The 17,972-nt window shown below is 72.1% G+C and carries 18 protein-coding genes; 8 read left to right on the top strand and 10 right to left on the bottom strand.

Annotated elements, in window-relative coordinates; all coding sequences use genetic code 11:
• Window positions 1–20: 20 nt before the first annotated feature.
• Window positions 21–818 (top strand): SGNH/GDSL hydrolase family protein, encoded by a 798-nt coding sequence (locus tag DN069_RS24705; protein ID WP_111504398.1) that lies wholly within the window; start codon window positions 21–23, stop codon window positions 816–818.
• On the opposite strand, the gene DN069_RS24700 is transcribed toward DN069_RS24705, so the two are convergent.
• Window positions 819–1,301, bottom strand: a complete 483-nt coding sequence (locus tag DN069_RS24700; RefSeq protein WP_111504396.1) for a carboxymuconolactone decarboxylase family protein — start codon at window positions 1,299–1,301, stop codon at window positions 819–821. It abuts the gene before it with no gap.
• A gap of 151 nt (window positions 1,302–1,452) precedes the next feature.
• Here DN069_RS24700 and DN069_RS24695 point away from each other — a divergent pair, with 151 nt between their 5' ends.
• Window positions 1,453–2,340 (top strand): RNA polymerase sigma-70 factor, encoded by an 888-nt coding sequence (locus DN069_RS24695; RefSeq protein ID WP_111504394.1) that lies wholly within the window; start codon window positions 1,453–1,455, stop codon window positions 2,338–2,340.
• A 48-nt stretch (window positions 2,341–2,388) separates the two neighbouring features.
• On the opposite strand, the gene DN069_RS24690 is transcribed toward DN069_RS24695, so the two are convergent.
• The gene (locus tag DN069_RS24690; protein ID WP_111504392.1) at window positions 2,389–3,060 is read right to left on the bottom strand and encodes a GNAT family N-acetyltransferase; all 672 of its coding nucleotides are present in this window, start codon (window positions 3,058–3,060) and stop codon (window positions 2,389–2,391) included.
• 172 nt (window positions 3,061–3,232) lie between these two features.
• On the opposite strand from DN069_RS24690, the gene DN069_RS24685 reads away from it, so the two are divergent.
• Window positions 3,233–4,573, top strand: a complete 1,341-nt coding sequence (locus DN069_RS24685; protein WP_111504390.1) for a GNAT family N-acetyltransferase — start codon at window positions 3,233–3,235, stop codon at window positions 4,571–4,573.
• 4 nt (window positions 4,574–4,577) lie between these two features.
• Here the strand turns inward: DN069_RS24685 and glmS are convergent, their stop codons facing one another.
• From glmS to lnt, 3 genes are all read right to left on the bottom strand, one after another.
• Window positions 4,578–6,404, bottom strand: a complete 1,827-nt coding sequence (glmS, locus tag DN069_RS24680; RefSeq protein ID WP_111504388.1) for a glutamine--fructose-6-phosphate transaminase (isomerizing) — start codon at window positions 6,402–6,404, stop codon at window positions 4,578–4,580.
• A gap of 48 nt (window positions 6,405–6,452) precedes the next feature.
• A complete protein-coding gene (locus tag DN069_RS24675) occupies window positions 6,453–6,728 on the bottom strand; it encodes a hypothetical protein (protein ID WP_111504386.1) in 276 nt (91 codons plus the stop codon).
• A gap of 70 nt (window positions 6,729–6,798) precedes the next feature.
• Entirely contained in the window at window positions 6,799–8,403 is a 1,605-nt protein-coding gene (gene lnt, locus DN069_RS24670) for an apolipoprotein N-acyltransferase (RefSeq protein ID WP_111504468.1), read from the bottom strand.
• A 149-nt stretch (window positions 8,404–8,552) separates the two neighbouring features.
• Between lnt and DN069_RS24665 the strand changes: the two genes are divergently transcribed.
• Together DN069_RS24665 and DN069_RS24660 are read left to right on the top strand one after the other, a co-directional pair.
• Window positions 8,553–8,807 carry a hypothetical protein gene (locus DN069_RS24665; protein ID WP_111504384.1) on the top strand — a complete coding sequence of 85 codons (255 nt, stop codon included), beginning with the start codon at window positions 8,553–8,555 and terminating at the stop codon, window positions 8,805–8,807.
• A 73-nt stretch (window positions 8,808–8,880) separates the two neighbouring features.
• Complete coding sequence (locus tag DN069_RS24660; protein WP_111504382.1) at window positions 8,881–10,299, top strand: pyridoxal phosphate-dependent decarboxylase family protein; 1,419 nt, start codon at window positions 8,881–8,883, stop codon at window positions 10,297–10,299.
• Window positions 10,300–10,341: 42 nt separating this feature from the next.
• Here the strand turns inward: DN069_RS24660 and DN069_RS24655 are convergent, their stop codons facing one another.
• Together DN069_RS24655 and DN069_RS24650 are read right to left on the bottom strand one after the other, a co-directional pair.
• Window positions 10,342–11,916: a multicopper oxidase family protein gene (locus DN069_RS24655; protein ID WP_111504380.1), complete on the bottom strand. Its 1,575-nt coding sequence runs from the start codon at window positions 11,914–11,916 to the stop codon at window positions 10,342–10,344.
• Complete coding sequence (locus tag DN069_RS24650) at window positions 11,913–12,356, bottom strand: hypothetical protein (RefSeq protein ID WP_133260034.1); 444 nt, start codon at window positions 12,354–12,356, stop codon at window positions 11,913–11,915. The genes DN069_RS24655 and DN069_RS24650 overlap by 4 nt, the downstream gene beginning before the upstream one ends.
• 82 nt (window positions 12,357–12,438) lie before the next feature.
• On the opposite strand from DN069_RS24650, the gene DN069_RS24645 reads away from it, so the two are divergent.
• Window positions 12,439–12,918, top strand: a complete 480-nt coding sequence (locus DN069_RS24645) for a MarR family winged helix-turn-helix transcriptional regulator (RefSeq protein ID WP_111504376.1) — start codon at window positions 12,439–12,441, stop codon at window positions 12,916–12,918.
• Between the two features lie 3 nt (window positions 12,919–12,921).
• On the opposite strand, the gene DN069_RS24640 is transcribed toward DN069_RS24645, so the two are convergent.
• The 3 genes from DN069_RS24640 to DN069_RS24630 all read right to left on the bottom strand — a co-directional run bounded on the left by DN069_RS24640 (window position 12,922) and on the right by DN069_RS24630 (window position 16,061).
• Entirely contained in the window at window positions 12,922–13,818 is an 897-nt protein-coding gene (locus DN069_RS24640; RefSeq protein ID WP_111504374.1) for an SDR family oxidoreductase, read from the bottom strand.
• 13 nt (window positions 13,819–13,831) lie between these two features.
• A complete protein-coding gene (locus tag DN069_RS24635; RefSeq protein ID WP_111504372.1) occupies window positions 13,832–15,328 on the bottom strand; it encodes a flavin-containing monooxygenase in 1,497 nt (498 codons plus the stop codon).
• A gap of 94 nt (window positions 15,329–15,422) precedes the next feature.
• Window positions 15,423–16,061 (bottom strand): TetR/AcrR family transcriptional regulator, encoded by a 639-nt coding sequence (locus tag DN069_RS24630; protein WP_111504370.1) that lies wholly within the window; start codon window positions 16,059–16,061, stop codon window positions 15,423–15,425.
• Between the two features lie 79 nt (window positions 16,062–16,140).
• On the opposite strand from DN069_RS24630, the gene hpnH reads away from it, so the two are divergent.
• Window positions 16,141–17,145: an adenosyl-hopene transferase HpnH gene (hpnH, locus tag DN069_RS24625; protein ID WP_111504368.1), complete on the top strand. Its 1,005-nt coding sequence runs from the start codon at window positions 16,141–16,143 to the stop codon at window positions 17,143–17,145.
• Between the two features lie 174 nt (window positions 17,146–17,319).
• Window positions 17,320–17,972, top strand: a 653-nt coding sequence (locus tag DN069_RS24620) for a hypothetical protein (RefSeq protein WP_111504366.1), incomplete at its 3' end; no start/stop codon positions are given.

Here is a 17,972-nt window from a genome sequence, read left to right as displayed (position 1 = left end):
GTGCCTAGAATCGTTGCACTATGAATCTGCCGCCCCGTTTCCGCAGCATGGTCGCGCTCGGCGACTCCTTCACCGAGGGCATGTGTGACGACGTCCTGCCCGACGGCCACTACCGCGGGTGGGCCGACCGGGTCGCCGAGCGGCTGGCGGCGGACGCCGACGGCCCGTTCCGGTACGCCAACCTCGCGGTGCGCGGCAAACTGATCGGGCAGATCGCCGACGAGCAGGGCGACGCCGCCGTCGCGCTGGGCGCCGAGCTGGTGACGCTGGCCGGCGGGCTCAACGACGTGATGCGGCCCGGCTGCGACATCGACCACGTCGAGCGCACCCTGGGCGCGCTCGCGGAGCGGGTCGCGGCCGAGGCGCGGCAGGTCGTGATGTTCTACAGCGTCGACCCGAGCCGCCGGATGCGCGGCAGCGCGCGGATCATGCCGCAGATCCTGCGCCTGCAGGGTTTCGTGCGCGACTTCGCGGCCCGGCACGAGAACATCGTCGTGGTCGACCTCTTCCACGTGCCGGCCTTCGACGACGCGCGGATGTGGGCCGAGGACCGGCTGCACTTCTCCGCCGAGGGTCACCGCCGGGTCGCCGAGGGCGTGTTGCAGGCCCTCGGCCACCCCGCGTCCTTCGACTGGCGCGAGCCGCTGCCGCCGGCGGCAGCGGTCCCCCGCCTCACCAAGCTCCAGGCCGACCTGCGCTGGGTGCGCGTCCACGTGCTCCCGTGGATCGGACGCCGGCTCACCGGCCGCTCCAGCGGCGACCACCGGCCCGCGAAGCGCCCCGCCCTGGAGCCGTACCCGGGCGAGGCGCAGGCCTGATCAGTCCAGTGCGGTGAACGCGCCGGGCTGGTAGGAGCCGCCGAGGCTGTTGACGATCACGCCCATCCGGTTGGACGCGTTGATCATCGCGATCAGGCAGACGAGCGCGCCGAGCTGGTCGTCGTCGTAGTGCTTGCGCGCCGCCGCCCAGGTCCCGTCCGAGACGCCCGGCGCGGCGTCGGCGATCCGGGTGCCCTCCTCGGCGAGCGCCAGCGCGGCGCGCTCGGCCTCGGTGAACACACTGCTGTGCCGCCAGGCGGCGACCAGGTCGAGCTTGGCCCGGCTCCCGCCCGCGGCCGCCGCCTCCTTGGTGTGCACGTCGGCACAGAAGCCGCAGCCGTTGATCTGGCTGGCGCGCAGCGACACCAGTTCCTGCAGCTCCCTCGGCAGCGGCGACTGCTGGACGGCGAGTGAGGCGTGGTAGAAGCGCTTGGCGACCTTCGCGGCGGTCGGGCTGTCGAACAGGTTGAATCGCGGTTCCATGGGTGCATCCCCTCGGTTCGGTCTGCGTTCTCACGTCGGACGGACACAGGACGCCGGCGGCCGCGATCCTGTGACAGCCGCGCCGGATGTCACATTCCGACCGCGTCGCGCGTCTGGTGGGTGGACGCGAACGAAGAGACGGGAGTCGGGGATGAGCGCACAGAGCACGGACACGGACACGGCCACCGAGGTGTTCCTCGCCCACCGCAGCCTGCTGTTCACCGTCGCCTACGAGCTGCTCGGCTCGGCCGCCGACGCCGAGGACGTGCTGCAGGAGACCTGGCTGAAGTGGTCCGGCGTCGACCACGCGGAAGTGCGGGACCAGCGCGCGTACCTGGTGCGCATCAGCACCCGCCAGGCGCTCACCCGGCTGCGGACGCTGGCCCGCCGCCGCGAGTCCTACGTCGGCCCGTGGCTGCCCGAACCGCTGCTGACCGCGCCGGACGTGGCCGAGGACGTGGAGCTCGCGGACAGCGTCTCGATGGCGATGCTGCTGGTGCTGGAGACCCTGACGCCGACCGAGCGGGCCGTGTTCGTGCTGCGCGAGGTCTTCGACCTCGGGTACGAGGAGATCGCGGAGGCCGTCGAGAAGAGCCCGGCCGCGGTCCGGCAGATCGCGCACCGGGCCCGCGGGCACGTGGCGGCCCGCCGACCGCGCGCGGAGGTCTCGGCGGCGCAGACGCGGCACACCTGGGACGCCTTCCGGCGGGCGGTGGAGACCGGCGAGCTGCAGCCGCTGGTGGACCTGCTGGCCCCGGACGTGGTGCTGCTGACCGACGGCGGCGGGGTCGCACGGGCGGCGCTCGCACCGGTCGTCGGGGCGGAGCAGGTGGCTGCCGTGCTGGCCCGCATCGCGGCCACGGTGTCGCCGCTGGCCGCACAGGTCAACGGCCACCAGGCACTGGTGCTGCGCCTGGCGGGCCGGGTGGAGACGGTGCTGGCGCTGCGCGTCGAGCGGGGCCTGATCACCGGCGTCTTCGCCGTGCGCAACCCGGAGAAGCTGTCCCGCCTCAACGAGGAGACCGTCCTGCGCCGTTGAGCCCCGGGCACAATCCGACGAACGGAACGGCACAACGCCAACTCGTCGTCAGGCGGCGGCGCCGACACGGTAGGCGCTCGCGAAGGCCGTCCGACTGCGCCAGCCCAGCGACTCGTAGAGCGCCCGGCCCTCCGTCGTCGCGCCGAGGACGGCGCGGGTGGCGCCGGCGGCGTACGCCTCGCGCTGCAGGGCTCGCATCACGACCGAGCCGAGGCCGCGGCGCTGGTGACCCGGCACCGTGAGGATCTGGTCCGGCACGGCGACCTCGCCGGCCAGACCCGCCTGGCCACGCGCGGCGAGCGAACCGTCCGGGGCGGCGACCAGCGCACGCACCACACCGCCGCGCGTCCAGGTGCGCAGCTCGTAGCCGGCCGGGGGCACGCCCGGCTCGGTGGGCCCGAGCTCGGCCGTCATCAGGTACGCGGCCGAGTCGAACGCCCACCGTGGCCCGAGCCACTCCCCGGCGAGGCTCTCGGGTGCCTCAGCGGCCTCGGGCAGGAACACCTTGAGCCACCACCCCTCCCCCTGCGCCCGAGCGGCCGCCTCCTCCACCCGCGCCCGGTCGGCGTCGACCACGACATGCCGGGCCACCTGCGCCGGCTGGCCCACATCGATCGTCCAACCCCACGGCCGGCTCGCCGGCTCGGACGCGCCCCGCGAGACGACCCACCCGGAGACCCAGTCCGCGACGACGGAAGATGTAAGAGATGAATGCGTCATAGACCTATTACATCAGGCTCCCCCGACATCCACCAGGGCAGCTTGGCCCCGGGCAGCTGCGCGCTCGAGAACCGCTCGCAGCGAACTAGGACATTCCGTTTCAAATCCAAGCTTTACTTCGCGGTCATGATCGGTTCGTGATCACGAAACACAGCTTCGGCACCATAAGGGCATGAAGCGCTCTCATTCTCAGCACGCCCTCCCCTCCGCCCGCCACCGCTGGCGCCGCGACACAGTCGAACTCTCCGCCGTCTTCAGCGCCGTGGCCGTGGCCGATCTGGTGGCGAACGTCGTGGTGCACGGCCACGACGGACCCGTGCTGCTGCTCGCCTCCGCGCTCGCGCTCGGCGCCACGGCGGTGTGGCACAGCTGGTGGACACACCGTCATACACACGCCCCACCAGGGGCGATCACCTCGGCCTCCGGGACTCCGACGGCGACGACGCCCCCGGAGGAGGTCGCGCTGTGGCGGGTCCGCGTCACCGTCGCCGACTCGCCCGGAAGCCTCGCCGCGCTGTGCCGCGGGCTGGCCGACATCCCGGTCAACATCGTCTCCATGCAGGCGCACCCGCTGGCCGAGGAGACGGTCGACGAGTTCGTCGTGCGCGCCTCCCCGCTGCTCGCGCCGCAGGAGCTGAGCCGGGCCCTGGTGGCCGCCGGGGGCTCCGAGGTCTGGCTGGAGCGCGCCGACGCCCACGACCTGGTCGACATCCCGACACGGGTGCTCACCATGGCCACCCGCACCGCTCACGACGCCGCCGAACTCTCCCTGGCCCTACGGCAGTTGTTCGGCCGCTGCCGGATCCGCTCGCTGCCCGGCGAGCAGCTCGACGAGGACGAGCTGGACGGAGCGGTCATGCGTCTGCGCGACCCCGCCGGAGGCGTCATCGAACTGACGCGCGCTCAGCCGCCGTTCACGCCCACCGAGTTCGCGCGTGCCCGCGCCCTGGTGGAGCTCGACGCGCAGCTCGGCCCGCGCGTCCCCGAGGAGCGCGACACGCTGCGCGTCAGCGGCCTGCGGCCCTCGCACGCGATGCGCGAGATCGCGGTCCGCCGCGCCGAGCCCGGCGACCGGGCCGCCGCCGTCGCGATGCACGCCCGCTGCAGCGCGGCGACGCTGCGCCGCCGCTACCACGGCCCCCTCGGCGACGCCGACCGCTACCTCACCCACCTGCTCGACCCCCGCCACGGCCAGACCCTCGCGGTCGAGGCCGAGGACGGCTCGCTCGTCGCCCTCGCCCACCTGCTGTGGGACGACGACGCCGCCGAGATCGCGGTCCTGGTCGAGGACGCCTGGCAGCACCACGGCATCGGCGGCGCCCTCGTCCAACGCCTCACCGAGCTCGCGCGCTCGGCGGGCGTCGACGAGGTCTACGCGGTGACGACGGCGTCGAACACGGGCATGATCGCGACGCTCCGCCGGCTCGGCGTCCCGTTGGACTACCAGGTCGAGGAGGGCACGCTGGTGATCACCGCGCACCTGTCTCCGACGCCCGCCCTCATCACGCCGTAGCGCGTCACTCCACCGTGACGGACTTCGCCAGGTTGCGCGGCTTGTCGACGTCCCGCTCGAGCGCCACCGCCGCGTGGTACGCGAGCAGCTGGAGCGGGATGCCGAGCAGGATCGGGTCCAGCTCCGGCTCGTTCTTGGGGATCAGGATGCAGTCCTCCGCGTACTTGGGGTCCGGCGCGGTGTGACCGACCATCAGGACCCGGCCGTGGCGCGCGCGGATCTCGCCCATCGTGGTGAGGTTCTTCTCCACCAGCTCGTCGTCGGGGACGACGGCGACGGTGGGGAGCTCGGGGCCGATCAGGGCCAGCGGGCCGTGCTTCAGCTCGCTCGCGGGGTAGGCCTCCGCGTGGACGTAGGAGACCTCCTTCAGCTTCTGCGCGCCCTCGCGCGCCACCGGCCAGCCGCGTACGCGGCCGACGAACATCATTCCGGCGTTCTGCGCGTACTGGGCCGCCAGCTTCGCGATCTCCTCCTCCTTCGCGAGGATCTCGCGGATCTGGCCGGGCAGCGCCTTCAGGCCGGCGCAGATGCGGCGGCCGTCCGCCGGGGAGAGGTCGTGGACGCGCCCGAAGTGCAGGGCGATCAGCGCGAACGCGACCGCCGTCGAGGTGAAGGCCTTGGTGGACGCCACCGAGATCTCCGGGCCGGCGTGCAGGTAGACGCCGCCGTCGCACTCGCGGGCGATCGCGCTGCCGACGGTGTTGACGACGCCGAGGACACGGCCGCCCTTGCGCTTGATCTCCTGGACCGCGGCAAGCGTGTCGTAGGTCTCGCCGGACTGGCTGACCGCGATGTAGAGGGTGTCGGCCTCGATCACCGGGTTGCGGTAGCGGAACTCCGAGGCGGGCTCGGCGTGGGCGGGGATCCGCGCCAGCTCCTCGATCAGCTGGGCGCCGAGCTCGCCGCTGTAGTAGGCCGAGCCGCAGCCAAGGATCTTGACGCGGCGGAACGCGCGGGCCTCGCGGGCGTCGAGGTTGAGGCCGCCCAGGTGCGCGGTCGCGAAGCGCTCGTCGACGCGGCCGGAGAGGGTGCGCTCGACGGCGGACGGCTGCTCGGAGATCTCCTTGATCAGGAAGTGGGCGTGGCCGGCGGTGTCGTAGGACGCCTCCTCCCAGTCCACGGTGGACGGCTGCTTGGCCGTCGCCCGGGCGTCCTCGGTGAAGGTGCTGAAGCCGTCGGCGCGCACCGTCGCCAGCTCGCCGTCGTCGAGGTGGACGACCTGGCGCGTGTAGCGGACCAGCGCGGCGACATCCGACGCGGCGAACATCTCCTTCTCGCCGATGCCCAGCACGATCGGGCTGCCGTTGCGGGCGACGACGATCCGGTCCGGGCGCTCGGCGTCCAGCACGGCGATGCCGTAGGTGCCGACGACGCGGGCGAGCGCGGCGCGGACGGCGTCCTCCAGCGTGTCGGTCTCCTTGGCCTGGGCGGCGATCAGGTGGGCCAGCACCTCGGTGTCGGTCTCGGAGGCGAAGACGACACCCTCGTTCTCCAGCTTGGCGCGCAGCTCCTCGGCGTTCTCGATGATGCCGTTGTGCACGACGGCGAAGCGCTCCGCGCCGTCCAGGTGCGGGTGGGAGTTGGCGTCGCTCGGCTCGCCGTGGGTGGCCCAGCGGGTGTGGCCGATGCCGACGCTGCCCTTGAAGCGGGCGGGAACGGCGGACGCCAGGTCGGCCACCCGGCCCTTCTTCTTCACCAGCTTGAGGCCGCCGGTCTTGCCGGTGACGGCCACGCCCGCGGAGTCGTAGCCCCGGTACTCGAGCCGGGCCAGACCCTCCAGCAGGATGGGGGCCGCGTCCTTGCCGCCGATGTAGGCCACGATTCCGCACATACGTCTCGCTCCACTTCGTGAGTCTGAACAGCCCTGAGCCGGATCGGCCTATCCGTAGACCAGGCGCCGCAGCTGGCGCGCGGACAGCTCGGGCGCCGCCACGCGGCGCTGCCGCAGTTCCTGGTCGATCCGGGTGAAGATCTGGTCGTTGGTCAGCCCGCGCGCCTGCAGCTCGCCATGGCGGCGCCGCACGTAGTCCTCGGTGGTCTCGCCGAAGTAGGCGAGCACGTCCGCGATCACCCGGGCTGCCTCGCCCGGGCCGAGCGCGGTGGTGCGGAGCACGTGCTGCAACAGGTCGTCGTGAGGGTGGCTGGCTTGGGACACGACGCACGACCTTACGCAGAGCCTTGATGCTTCTCCAAGAATCCTGCCCGATATCGGGCAGGATCTCGCACTAACGGCCGCCGGACGGGGTCTCCGGCTTGCCCGCACCGGCCTCGCGGACCCGGTTCCGGCGCGCGGACACGGCCCAGACACCGCCGCTCAGCAGCAGGACGAGCGCGGAACCGGTCGGCACCCAGTTGCCCCAGCGGACGTAGAGGGTGTCGCCCGTCGTCAGCGACACGGTGTAGACGGTCGCGGCGGAGGCGTCCTTGCCGAGCCGCGTCCCCGTCTGCCGGCCGTTCGCGTCGTAGGCGACGCTGACGCCGGTCAGCGTGGCCTGCACGACCGGGCGGCCGGTCTCGGCGGCGCGCAGCGCGGCCAGCGAGGCATGCTGCTCGGGCGCCCAGGTGGACTGGAAGGTGGGCGTCGCCGACTGGACCAGGATCACCTGGGCGCCGCGCTGCACCAACGCCCGGCTCATGTCGGGGAAGGCCGACTCGAAGCAGATCAGCGGTCCGACCTTCAGCGTGCCGCCGTCGCGGGTGGGCACGGTCATCACCACGGGGTCGCTGCCGCGCCGCCGGTCGACCCCGGCGGCCTTGGAGAAGTCCTTGACGAAGCCGAGCACCGGCCGCAGCGGGATGTACTCGCCGAACGGCACCAGGCGGATCTTGTCGTACCGCTGACCGGTCACCCCCTCCGGGCCCACCAGCACCGAACTCTTGTAGATGCCGCCCCTGCCCGGCCGTACCGCGTCGACGTTGACCAGCACGTCCGCGCCCGTCCGAGTGGCGACCCGACTGATCCCGGTGGCCAGGTCCGGGCGGGCGTCGAGGTCGAAGGAGACGCTGCTCTCGCCCCAGAGGACGAGGTCCGGCCTGCTCGCGGCGAGCGTCCCGCTCAGCTGCTCGCCGCGCACGGTCCGGTCGCCCACGGCGTCGTTGGCCACCGCCATGCCGGGCTGAACGACCCCGATGGCCGCGGTGCGGCCGGTGGGGTGCGGGGCGGGCGCCCAGAGCGTCACCGCGGCCGTCGCCGCGCCGAGCGACAGCAGCGTCAGCCAGGCGACGGCGGACCGCCCCCAGGCGGCGAGCAGCACCACCACGGCGGTGTTGACGGCGACGATCACCAGGCTGTCCAGCCAGACCCCGCCCACGGAGGCCAGCCGCAGCGCGAAGTGCTGCTGGTACTGGCTGGCACCCAGCAGCCCCCAGGGTCCGCCCAGGTACTGCCAGGAGCGGACCGTCTCGGTCAGCAGCCAGCCCGTCGGGATCAGCACCAGGGCCGCGAGCGCCCGCCCGGCGTCCGGCGTGCCATGCAGCAGACGGTGGACCAGCCAGCCCCACGGCGCCCAGAGCCCGCCCAGGAAGGCGGCCAGCACCAGGATCGCGGGGCCCAGTGAGGGAATCAGCCAGCTCATCACGCCCAGCAGGAAGCCGATCCCGCCCCACCAGCCCAGCCAGGCGGCCCGGCGCGGCGTCGGCGCGGCCCGGAGCACCAGCAGCAGCGGCACCAGGCACACGTAGGCGAACCACCACCAGCCCGGCGCGGGAAAGATCAGCACCGGCAGCGCGCCCGTCAGAGCGGCCAGCAGCGGCCCCCTGGCCCGCCCCCAGAAGCGCGCCGACCGTCGTCCTCCGTCGCGCGGCGCGGACGCGTCGTCCTGCTCGCCCATCGCCTTCTTGCCAGCGACGACGCTCACGGTGCCCCTCTCCCACGCCACAACGGGTCGGACCCCTCCAGTCTCCCTTGCGATCAACGGATGAGCACGTTGTTTGCACGCGCCGTCATCGCGAGGCACGCTGGACGGGTCGGGAGGCTGACATGGCATCAGAGAACGCGCAACCCCGCAAGATCCGTTCGGGTTCCGGCCGGAACCACCTCGGGTCCGGGATCACCCGTCACCCGCTGGCCGTCGCCCTGGGCGCGCCCCTGCGGTTCGTCTCCGACCGGATGCGAGGCAGGGGCGACCACCCCGGGCCCGACACCGGCCCGGAGCCGTCCGGCGACCGCTTCCCCCGCCGCCCGAAGCCGACGCCGCCGGACGACTCGGTCGCCCTCAGCGAGCCGCGGGGCTGAGGCCGCCGCAGACGCCGCCGCGGAACGGGGTCCTGCGGCGGGACCCCTTGGCCCCCATGCCTAGAGTGTCCGCATGACCAGCGACTTCCGTTCCGCCGCCCACGACGCCGTCGAGCTGCTCGCCGACTACCTCGAGGGCCTGTCCGCACGCGAGGTGTGGACGCCCATGCCGGCCGCGGCCCGCGAGGAACTGCTGACGCGCCCGTTGCCCGAGGACGGCACTGAGTTGGCGGCGCTGGTCGAGGCGATCGGCTCGGACGTACTGCCGTACCCGATGGGCAACGGTCACCCGCGCTTCTTCGGCTGGGTCAACGCCGCGCCCGCGCCCGCCGGCATCCTCGGCTCGTTCGCGGCAGCGGCCGTCAACCCGAGCTCGGCCGGCGGCGACCACGCGGACGTGCACCTGGAGCGGAGCGTCGTGCGCTGGCTCGCGGAGCTGGTCGGCTTCCCGCACCCGGCCGGGGGCGGGCTGCTGACCTCGGGGGCGTCGATGGCCACGATCGTCGCGGTCGCCGCCGCCCGGAACCGGGCCGCCGCCGAGCTCGGGGTGAACGTGCGCGAGGAGGGCGTGGCCGCGCTGCCGCCACTGGTCGGCTACGTGAGCGCGGAGACCCACTCGTGCGTCCGCAAGGCCGCCGAGCTGCTCGGGCTCGGCAGCCGCCACCTGGTCACGGTCGCCACCGACGCCGCCGGGCACCTGGACCCGGAGGCGCTGCGCGAACGCCTCCGCACCGACCGGGCCGCCGGGCTGACGCCGTTCCTGGTGGTCGGCTCCGCCGGCACGGTCAACGCCGGTGTCGTGGACGACCTCGCCGCTCTTGCCGACCTGTGCGCCGAGGAGAAGCTCTGGCTGCACGTGGACGGCGCGTACGGCGCCTTCGGGCGGCTCGACCCGGTCTCCGCGTCGCGCTACGCGGGCCTCGAGCGAGCCGACTCACTCGCCCTGGACCCGCACAAGTGGCTGGGCGTGCCGGTGGACTGCGGCTGCCTGCTGGTCCGCGACACGGAGCAGCTGCGCGGCACGTTCAGCCTGGTGCCGCCCTACCTGCGCGACGACGCGGCGGGCGGGCTGGGCTGGTTCTCGGAGTACGGGATCGAGCAGACCCGCCCGTTCCGCTCGCTCAAGGTCTGGGCCACCCTGGCCGCCGCCGGCCGCTCGGGCGTGACCGCCGATGTCACGCGCTGCTGCGAACTCGCCCGCGAGCTGGGCCGGATGGTCGAGGAGGCGCCGGACCTGGAGCTGCTGACGCCCGTCGAGACCTCCATCGTCGCCTTCCGCTACGCCCCGGCGGGCGCGGACGCGGAGACCCTGCACCGCGTCAACGTCGCGCTGGGCGTGGCCGTCCAGGAGCGCGGCCGCGCCTTCGTCACCGGAACCGTGCTGAACGGCCAGGAGGCCGTCCGCGCCTGCCTGTTGAACGCGAGGACGACCGAGGACGACCTGCGGGTGCTGCTGGAGGAGTGCCGCGCGGCGGGCCAGGACCTCCGGTAGGGGCCCCGGAACGCCGCGCGGCGGATGCGACATGACGCCACGTCACTGCGTGGTGAACTCCCCCATACTGGCCATGTCCTCGTGTTCGAGGTTGTGGCAGTGCACCAGGAACCGGCCCGCGTAGTCGGTGAAACGCACGGCCACCTCGACGCCCTCGGCGGGCAGCACGTCGACCGTGTCCTTCCAGCCCGCGTCGAACTCCCCGGGGGCGTCCCCGTTGCGACGGACCACCTGGAACGGGTCCAGGTGCAGGTGGACGGGATGGTGGACGTCGCTGACGAACCGCCAGATCTCCACCTGGCCCAGCTTGGGCGAGGCCAGGGACTGACCCGGCTGGTAGCCCTGGCCGTTGATGGTCCAGTTGTTCTGCGACTTGATGAAGGTGAAGGTTCGCGTCGCGACCGCCTTGGAGGCGTCCAGCTTCTCGACCTTGGCCAGCGTGCCGCCCGGTACCCGGGAGTCGTCACTCACCTGCGCGCTGCCGATGTCGAAACGCATCACCTCGGCCGTACTGCCGCTGCCGAGCCGGTTCACCAGCCGGACGCTGCTGCCGGCCGGGTAGCGGGAGAAGTCGACCACGACGTCGAAGCGTTCGGCCGAGGCCAGCTCGATCGCGTCGTGGGCGATCGGGCGCTCCAACAGGCCGCCGTCGGAGCCGATCTGCAGCAGCCCCCCGCCGCCGGGCGGCTGCGGGTCCAGCTCCAGCCGGTAGCGGCGCGCGTTGGAGGCGTTGAGGATCCGCAGCCGGTAGCGGGCCCGGTCCACGGGCGCGACCGGCCAGGGCGCGCCGTTGACCAGGATCACGTCGCCCAGCACGCCGTTCATGTAGGCCGACTGGACACCGGGCTTGACCTCGCTCGGGTCCAACGCCGGGTAGGCGAAGGAGCCGTCGGCGGCAAAGGCGCGGTCCGCGATCATCAGCGGCAGCTCGCGCGGGCCGTGCGGCAGGCCGAGCGCGGCCTCCTCGTCGTCGCGGACCAGGTGGAAGCCGGCCAGCCCCCGGTACACGTGCGGACCGGTGAACCCCATGGTGTGGTCGTGGTACCAGAGCGTCGCGGCCCGCTGGTTCATCGGGTAGTCGTAGACGCGCTCGGGCTTGGCCGTCGCCGGGCCCATGCCCGCCATCCCGGCCATGCCACCGGCGCCGGGCCCGCCCGTGCCGCCGCCGAGCGGCGCGATCAGGTCCATCGGGTAGCCGTCGCTGTCGTGCGGGGTGTGGCCGCCGTGCAGGTGCACCACGGTCGGGTGCGGCAGCTCGTTCTTGTGGGTGACCACCGTCCGGCGGCCCGAACGCGACTCGATGGTCGGGCCGGGGAACATGCCCTGGTAGCCCCAGACCTCGGTGTCGTGGCCGGCCACCAGCCGGGCCATCCCGGGGCGGGCGGTGATCTCGTAGTAGTCGGTGGTCCCGTCGGTGCGCACCGGCTGGAGCACGGAGGGGATCGGCAGTTGCGTAGCGTAGCGCTTGGGCAGCGGCACCTGACTGGCGAGCAGCAGTCCCGGCTGGCCGCTGGGGATCAGCGCGCCGAGCGCGGGCAGCCCGACGGCGACCGCCCCGGCCCCGACGACCCCCGCGGCGCCGACGCCCAGGAACCTCCGCCGGCTCCAGGCGCTCATGCCTCCGCCTCGGCGGGCTCGTTGGTCGCGGTCGACGCGGTGGCGGCCGCGTCGGCCCCGGGCTTGTAGCGCATCACGTCGGTGATGAACTTCTCGGCCATCACGAAGATGCCCACGCCCAGCGGAATGTGGAGGATCAGCACCCGGCTGAAGCCCAGGCTGATCTGCGCCACGCAGAGCACCAGCAGCACCAGGTATCCCACGGCGAACGAGCTGGGCCCACCGCCGACGCGCCACACCAGCAGCCCCGCGACGACGGAGAGCAGGACGGCCGTCGCGAGAATCATCGCGGCCACCATGTGCGCGTTGAGCAGCGGATAGAACCCCTGCAGAAACCCCCCGGCGAGGATCGGCTGGGCCACGGCCAGCAGGGCGACGAGTGCGGCGGTGACCCGGAGCGAGACCAAGGGCCAACGCGGGCGGGCGTTTTGGAGCGGCATCGTGTACTCCCAGAGACGATCTTTCGTATCTGTGGAGATAGTCTCATATGAGATTGTCTCGCGCACGCCTATACTGGAAGAGATGAACGCGACCCCTACCCCACAGCGGCCGTCCCTGGGCCTGGCTCTGCGCCATGCGCACCTGCGGGCCGCCCGCCTCTTCGCGGAGGAGCTGAAGCCCCTGGGCCTGGAGAACATCCATGCCGGGATCTTCATGCACGTCGGCCTGCTCGGGATGCTGACGCAGCGCCAGCTCGTGGACAGCATGGGCGTGGACAAGTCCGCGATGGTCCGCGCACTCGACGCACTGGAGGCGCGCGGCCTGGTGCGCCGCGAGGCGCACCCGACCGACCGCCGGGCCCACGCCGTCATCCTGACGGACGCCGGTCGAGCCACACTTGAGCGGGTCATGGCAGCGGTCCGGCGCACGGAGGAGCGGATGACCACGGGCTTCACGCCCGAGGAGGCGGAGCTGTTCCACTCGCTGGTCGTGCGCTTCGCCTACCCCTGCCCCGACACGCCGCCCGACGGATCGGACGACGTGTCGGACGAGTACGCCTAAGGCCTAGCCGACGTGAGACCGGCGGTCCGCGGAGTCCGCGGCGCCGCCCCGGCCCACCAGGCCGCGCGGCTTCTCGGCGAACTCGGCGAGCCGCTCGCCCATCGCACGCAGCCGCATCGGGCCGACCGCTCCCATGATCATGGGGACCAGGTAGCGCTGCGGCTGCATGCCGCGCAGCCACGCCTGGGCGTAGACGTGCGCGCTGCGCCGGGCGACGCCGTCGGCGATCCGGTCCACCGCGGGGCCGAGCGGGTAGGTCCGGTTGAGCGGCCACGGCAGCGCCGCGCGCATGTCGCGCATCACCGGGTCCTCGTCCGCGCCGCGGACCATGTCCGTGTCGGTCCAGCTGAGATATCCGACGCCGACCTTGACTCCCTTCAGCGCCAGCTCGGGGCGGATCGAGTGGGCGAAGGCCTCCACCCCGCTCTTGCTCGCGCAGTACGCGCTCATCAGCGGCGAGGGGGTGATCGCGGCGAGCGAGGCGATCTGCAGGAAGTAGCCGCGGGAGTCGGCGAGCGCGGGCAGGAAGGCCCAGGCCGTGTTCGCGCTGCCGACGAGGTTGACCTCGATGACGCGGGTCCACACCTCCGGGTCGGAGTCGAGAAAGGGCGCGCCTGTCGCGATACCGGCATTGGCCACCACGACGTCGATGCGGCCGTAGCGCTCCAGGATCTCCGCGGCCGCGGTGCGCAGCGCGTCGCGGTCGGTGACGTTGGCCTCCCACCAGCCGGCCTCGGGGCCGCACTCCTCGGCGACCTGCTTGAGCTCGTCGCGCTCCAAGCCCACCAGGGCGACCCGCGCCCCGCGCGCGGTCAGCACCCGCGCCAACTGCGCGCCGACACCGCGGGCGGCGCCGGTGATGACCGCGACCTGACCGGCCAGACTCTTACTTGTCGACATCTCGATATACCTCTCAGACGTTCACTGGCGCGGCGGCAGGGGTGCGGATCAGGTCGTACTCGTGCAGGTCCACTGTGCGCGTCTCGCGGCGGAAGTGGGCGGTGGTGCCGGGCCAGAGCGTGGTGTTGTTGCCCTTGGCGTCCAGATACCAGCTGCGGCAACCGCCGGTGTTCCAGACGGTCCTGGCCATCCGGCGCTGCACCTCGTCGGACCAGCGCAGCTGCGCGGAGGCGGTCACGTCCAGGGCCGCGGCACCCGTCGACCCGAGCTTGCGCAGGTAGTCCGCCAGGTAGTTGAGCTGGGACTCGATCATCAGCACCATCGAGCTGTTCCCGAGGCCGGTGTTCGGACCGATGATCAGCAGCAGGTTCGGGAAGCCGCGCACGGTGGTGCCGCGCAGGCCCGCCATGCCGTCCTCCCACTCCTCGGCCAGTGTCCGGCCGTTCATGCCGGTGATGTGCTCGGCGACGGGCAGGTCGGTGACGTGGAAGCCGGTGGAGAAGACGATCGCGTCGACCTCGTGCTCGGTGCCGTCGGAGGCGACCAGCGTGCTGCCCTTGATCTCCTTGAGCCCGGAGGCCACCACGTCGACGTTGGGCTGGGCGAGCGCCGGATAGTAGGTGTTGGACAGCAGCACGCGCTTGCAGCCGAAGCGGTAGTCGGGCGTCAGCTTGACCCGCAGCGCCGGGTCCTTGACGTGCTTCCTCAGGTTCGCGAGAGCCAACGCCTCCGGCACCTTCAGCAGGCCGGGCCGCTTCACGAAGGCGCCGACCTGGTACTCGCGCACCAGCCACAGCGCCCCGCGCAGCGCCTTCTGGCTGGCCGGGAGGTGCCGGTAGACGAAGCGCTCGGCGGCGGTGATGTCGCGGTCCATCCGGTTCATCACCCACGGCGGCGTGCGCTGGAACAGCACCAGCCTGCCGGCCTTCGGCTGGATCGCGGGGACGATCTGGATCGCGGAGGCGCCGGTGCCGATGACCGCGACGCGCTTGCCGGCCAGGTCGTAGTCGTGGTTCCACTGCGCGGAGTGGAAGACCTCGCCCGGGAAGTCCGCGATCCCCGGCACGTCAGGGACCGACGGGTCGGAGAGCGGGCCGGTCGCGGCGACCAGCACCTGGGCGCTGTAGCGGCCCTGCTCGGTCTCGATCTCCCAGCGGGCGGTCCCCTCGTCCCAGCGCGCGCCGGTGACCGTGTGGTGGAACCGCAGGTGGCCGCGGAGGCCGAAGCGGTCGACGACCCCCTCCAGGTACTTCCGGATCTCCGGCTGGCCGGAGAAGGTGCGCGGCCAGTCCGGGTTGGGCGCGAAGGAGAACGAGTACAGGTGCGAGGGGACGTCGCAGGCGCAGCCGGGGTAGCTGTTGTCGCGCCAGGTGCCGCCCACGCTCGCGCCGCGCTCGAGCACGACGAAGTCGTGTTCACCCTCTTGGCGCAACCGCACCGCGGCGCCGAGACCGCCGAATCCCGAGCCGATGACGGCGACCTTCACCTGTTGGACCGCGCTGCTCCCCATGCCGTCTCCCTCTCCTAACTGTGCCAGTAATCAGTGGCGCAATCGAGAGGGTAGGGGACACGCTCCGGCTCGGGAAGGCTTCGGACCGTGGAAGTTACGCGCCAGTACGCGACAGACCGGTGAGCAGCCGCTCCAGCACCTCGCCCGCCTCCTTGCGCGCGGTGACGTGGTCCTCCGCCCGGGCGATGTACAGGCTGGCCTCGGAGATCAGCGAGGCCAGCATCCGGGTGAGCGGCCCGATCGGCATCGGCGAGATGCTGCCCTCGTCGATCGCCCGGGTCAGCTCCTCGGCCAGCAGCACGTAGCCGTGCTCCTCGACGAGCGCGTCCCAGGCGCTGTGGCCGAGCACGGCCGGGCCCTCGACGAGCACGATCCGCTGGAAGTCGGGATCGTTGCAGGCGTCCAGGAAGGACTGGAAACCGTGCCGCAGCAGGGTCCAGGCGTCGCCGCTCTCGCTCTCCGCGCGCGCGGTCTCCTGCTCGACCAGGCGCTCCGCCATGTCCTGGGCGCAGTCGCCCATCACGGCGCGGAACAGGTCGGCCTTGTCCTTGAAGTGGTGGTAGAGCGCCCCTCGAGTGACCTGCGCCGCAGCGACAATATCCTCGGTCCCGGTCGCGGTGTATCCGCGCTCGGCGAAGAGGGTACGCGCGGCGCGCAGCAGCGCGCGCCGGGTGTCGGCGGTGTGTTCCGCGCGCCGACTCCGCAACGAACGCGTCGATCGAGGTGCTGTCATACCTGCATCCTGTTCCATACAGACTGTATGTTAGAAGAGGGCCACGGACCCGTCGCCCGGGGGAACGGAGAGAGAGATCATGGGACTCCCACTCAATCTGACCGTCAAGATGGGTAGCTACCTCCTCAAGCAGAAGCTTCTCCGCCGCGAGAAGTTCCCACTCATCGTGGAGGTCGAACCCCTCTTCGCCTGCAACCTCGCCTGTGCGGGCTGCGGCAAGATCCAGCACCCGGCCAGCGTGCTGAAGCAGCGCATGCCGGTGGAGCAGGCTGTCGCGGCCGTGGAGGAGTCGGGCGCCCCGATGGTCTCCCTGGCCGGCGGCGAGCCGCTGATGCACCCGCAGATCGACGAGATCACCCGCCAGTTGCTGAAGCGCGGCAAGTTCGTCGTTCTCTGCACCAACGCGGTGCTGCTGCCCAAGCACATCCACAAGTTCAAGCCGCACCGGAACTTCGCGTGGATGGTCCACATCGACGGGCTGCAGGAGCGGCACGACGAGTCGGTCAGCAAGGACGGCGTCTTCGACCAGGCCGTCGCCGCCATCAAGCAGGCCAAGGCGGCGGGCTTCCAGGTCTACACGAACTCGACGTTCTTCAACAACGACAGCCCTCAGGACATCATCGAGGTGCTCGACTACCTGAACGACGAGCTCAAGGTCGACCGGATGCAGATCTCGCCCGGCTACGCCTACGAGAAGGCGCCGGACCAGGACCGCTTCCTCGGCGTCGAGCAGACCCGCCAGCTCTTCAAGAAGGCGTTCGGCGACGGCCGCCGCAAGAAGTGGCGGCTCAACCACTCCGCGCTCTACCTCGACTTCCTCGAGGGCAAGCAGGACTTCGAGTGCACGCCGTGGGCGATCCCGTCCTACTCGCTCAAGGGCTGGCAGAAGCCGTGCTACCTGATGGCGGACGGCTACACGGAGACCTACCAGGAGCTGCTGGACACCACGGAGTGGGACAACTACGGTCGCGGCAAGGACGCCCGCTGCGACAACTGCATGGCGCACTGCGGCTACGAGCCGACGGCCGTGCTGGCCACGATGTCCTCGCTGCGCGAGAGCATCCGCGCGGTGACGGCAGGCTGAGCCGACACCGGTTTCGATGCTGTCGGGCCGCTGTGACCTTGCCGGTCACGGCGGCCCGTCCCTTTCGTCCCTGGCGTGGCGCCTCGGCGCGTCACTAGCATGCCCCCGACGAGCGAACCACCGAGCCAACCGGGTGAACCAGGGTGCTGGTCCTACCGGGCGATGGGGGCGTGCATGACCGTGAACGCGAATGCCAAGGACGAGCTGGACACGTTTCACGTGCTCACAGCGTTGCTGCTGACCCCGGGGCAGTTCCCGAGCGTGCTCGGCGACGACTACCCGGAGGCCTGCGCGGCCCTCGGGCTCGAGCCTTGGACGGACGGCTACGGCCTGCTCTTCGGCCAGGACGCCACCGGCGCGCGCTGGACCGTCGTCTCCGACGACGCCGCGCTGATCGGCTGCGCGATCGCCGCGTGGGACTGCGGCATGCCCTACGAGCTCTCCGCGCCCGACCGCACAGTCGTCGACACCATCGGGGGCTGGCCGCTCGCCCTCACCGTCGCGACGCCGGGCGTCCCCGACCCCCACGACCCCCGGACCGCGCCGGGCGAGATCCTGCTCACCGCCCCCGACCCGCAGGGCTGGGGCGCGGCGCAGCGCCGGATGGCCGCGGACGACGTGGCCAAGCAGTGGCTCACCTGGCGCGAGCAGGTCGGCCTGCACGCCTCCTTCGACTCGACGGGGGCCGCGCCTCCCGCGCACATCCAGCGCGTGCTGGACGAGGCCATCGGCTACACCAGCGACCCCCCGCCCGCCGGCCGCGTGCGCTCCGCGCCGGGCCCCGAGGGCGCCCGCATCGTCCGTGCGGACGGCCCCGGCTGGTCGCT

It is taken from the genome of Streptacidiphilus pinicola, assembly GCF_003258295.1.
GTDB classification, from domain to species: Bacteria; Actinomycetota; Actinomycetes; order Streptomycetales; family Streptomycetaceae; genus Streptacidiphilus; species Streptacidiphilus pinicola.
This window is presented reverse-complemented; position numbering and strand designations above follow the sequence as displayed.

Excerpts from the sequence above, each read along its gene's own strand:
- DN069_RS24645 (WP_111504376.1), top strand. The coding sequence starts at position 12,439 with ATGAACGCGACCCCTACCCCACAGCGGCCGTCCCTGGGCCTGGCTCTG.
- DN069_RS24665 (WP_111504384.1), top strand. The coding sequence starts at position 8,553 with ATGGCATCAGAGAACGCGCAACCCCGCAAGATCCGTTCGGGTTCCGGC.
- DN069_RS24655 (WP_111504380.1), bottom strand. The coding sequence starts at position 11,916 with ATGAGCGCCTGGAGCCGGCGGAGGTTCCTGGGCGTCGGCGCCGCGGGG.
- DN069_RS24700 (WP_111504396.1), bottom strand. The coding sequence starts at position 1,301 with ATGGAACCGCGATTCAACCTGTTCGACAGCCCGACCGCCGCGAAGGTC.
- DN069_RS24660 (WP_111504382.1), top strand. The coding sequence starts at position 8,881 with ATGACCAGCGACTTCCGTTCCGCCGCCCACGACGCCGTCGAGCTGCTC.
- hpnH (WP_111504368.1), top strand. The coding sequence starts at position 16,141 with ATGGGACTCCCACTCAATCTGACCGTCAAGATGGGTAGCTACCTCCTC.
- DN069_RS24695 (WP_111504394.1), top strand. The coding sequence starts at position 1,453 with ATGAGCGCACAGAGCACGGACACGGACACGGCCACCGAGGTGTTCCTC.
- DN069_RS24650 (WP_133260034.1), bottom strand. The coding sequence starts at position 12,356 with ATGCCGCTCCAAAACGCCCGCCCGCGTTGGCCCTTGGTCTCGCTCCGG.
- DN069_RS24685 (WP_111504390.1), top strand. The coding sequence starts at position 3,233 with ATGAAGCGCTCTCATTCTCAGCACGCCCTCCCCTCCGCCCGCCACCGC.
- DN069_RS24640 (WP_111504374.1), bottom strand. The coding sequence starts at position 13,818 with ATGTCGACAAGTAAGAGTCTGGCCGGTCAGGTCGCGGTCATCACCGGC.
- DN069_RS24705 (WP_111504398.1), top strand. The coding sequence starts at position 21 with ATGAATCTGCCGCCCCGTTTCCGCAGCATGGTCGCGCTCGGCGACTCC.
- DN069_RS24690 (WP_111504392.1), bottom strand. The coding sequence starts at position 3,060 with ATGACGCATTCATCTCTTACATCTTCCGTCGTCGCGGACTGGGTCTCC.
- glmS (WP_111504388.1), bottom strand. The coding sequence starts at position 6,404 with ATGTGCGGAATCGTGGCCTACATCGGCGGCAAGGACGCGGCCCCCATC.
- DN069_RS24635 (WP_111504372.1), bottom strand. The coding sequence starts at position 15,328 with ATGGGGAGCAGCGCGGTCCAACAGGTGAAGGTCGCCGTCATCGGCTCG.
- lnt (WP_111504468.1), bottom strand. The coding sequence starts at position 8,403 with ATGGGCGAGCAGGACGACGCGTCCGCGCCGCGCGACGGAGGACGACGG.
- DN069_RS24630 (WP_111504370.1), bottom strand. The coding sequence starts at position 16,061 with ATGACAGCACCTCGATCGACGCGTTCGTTGCGGAGTCGGCGCGCGGAA.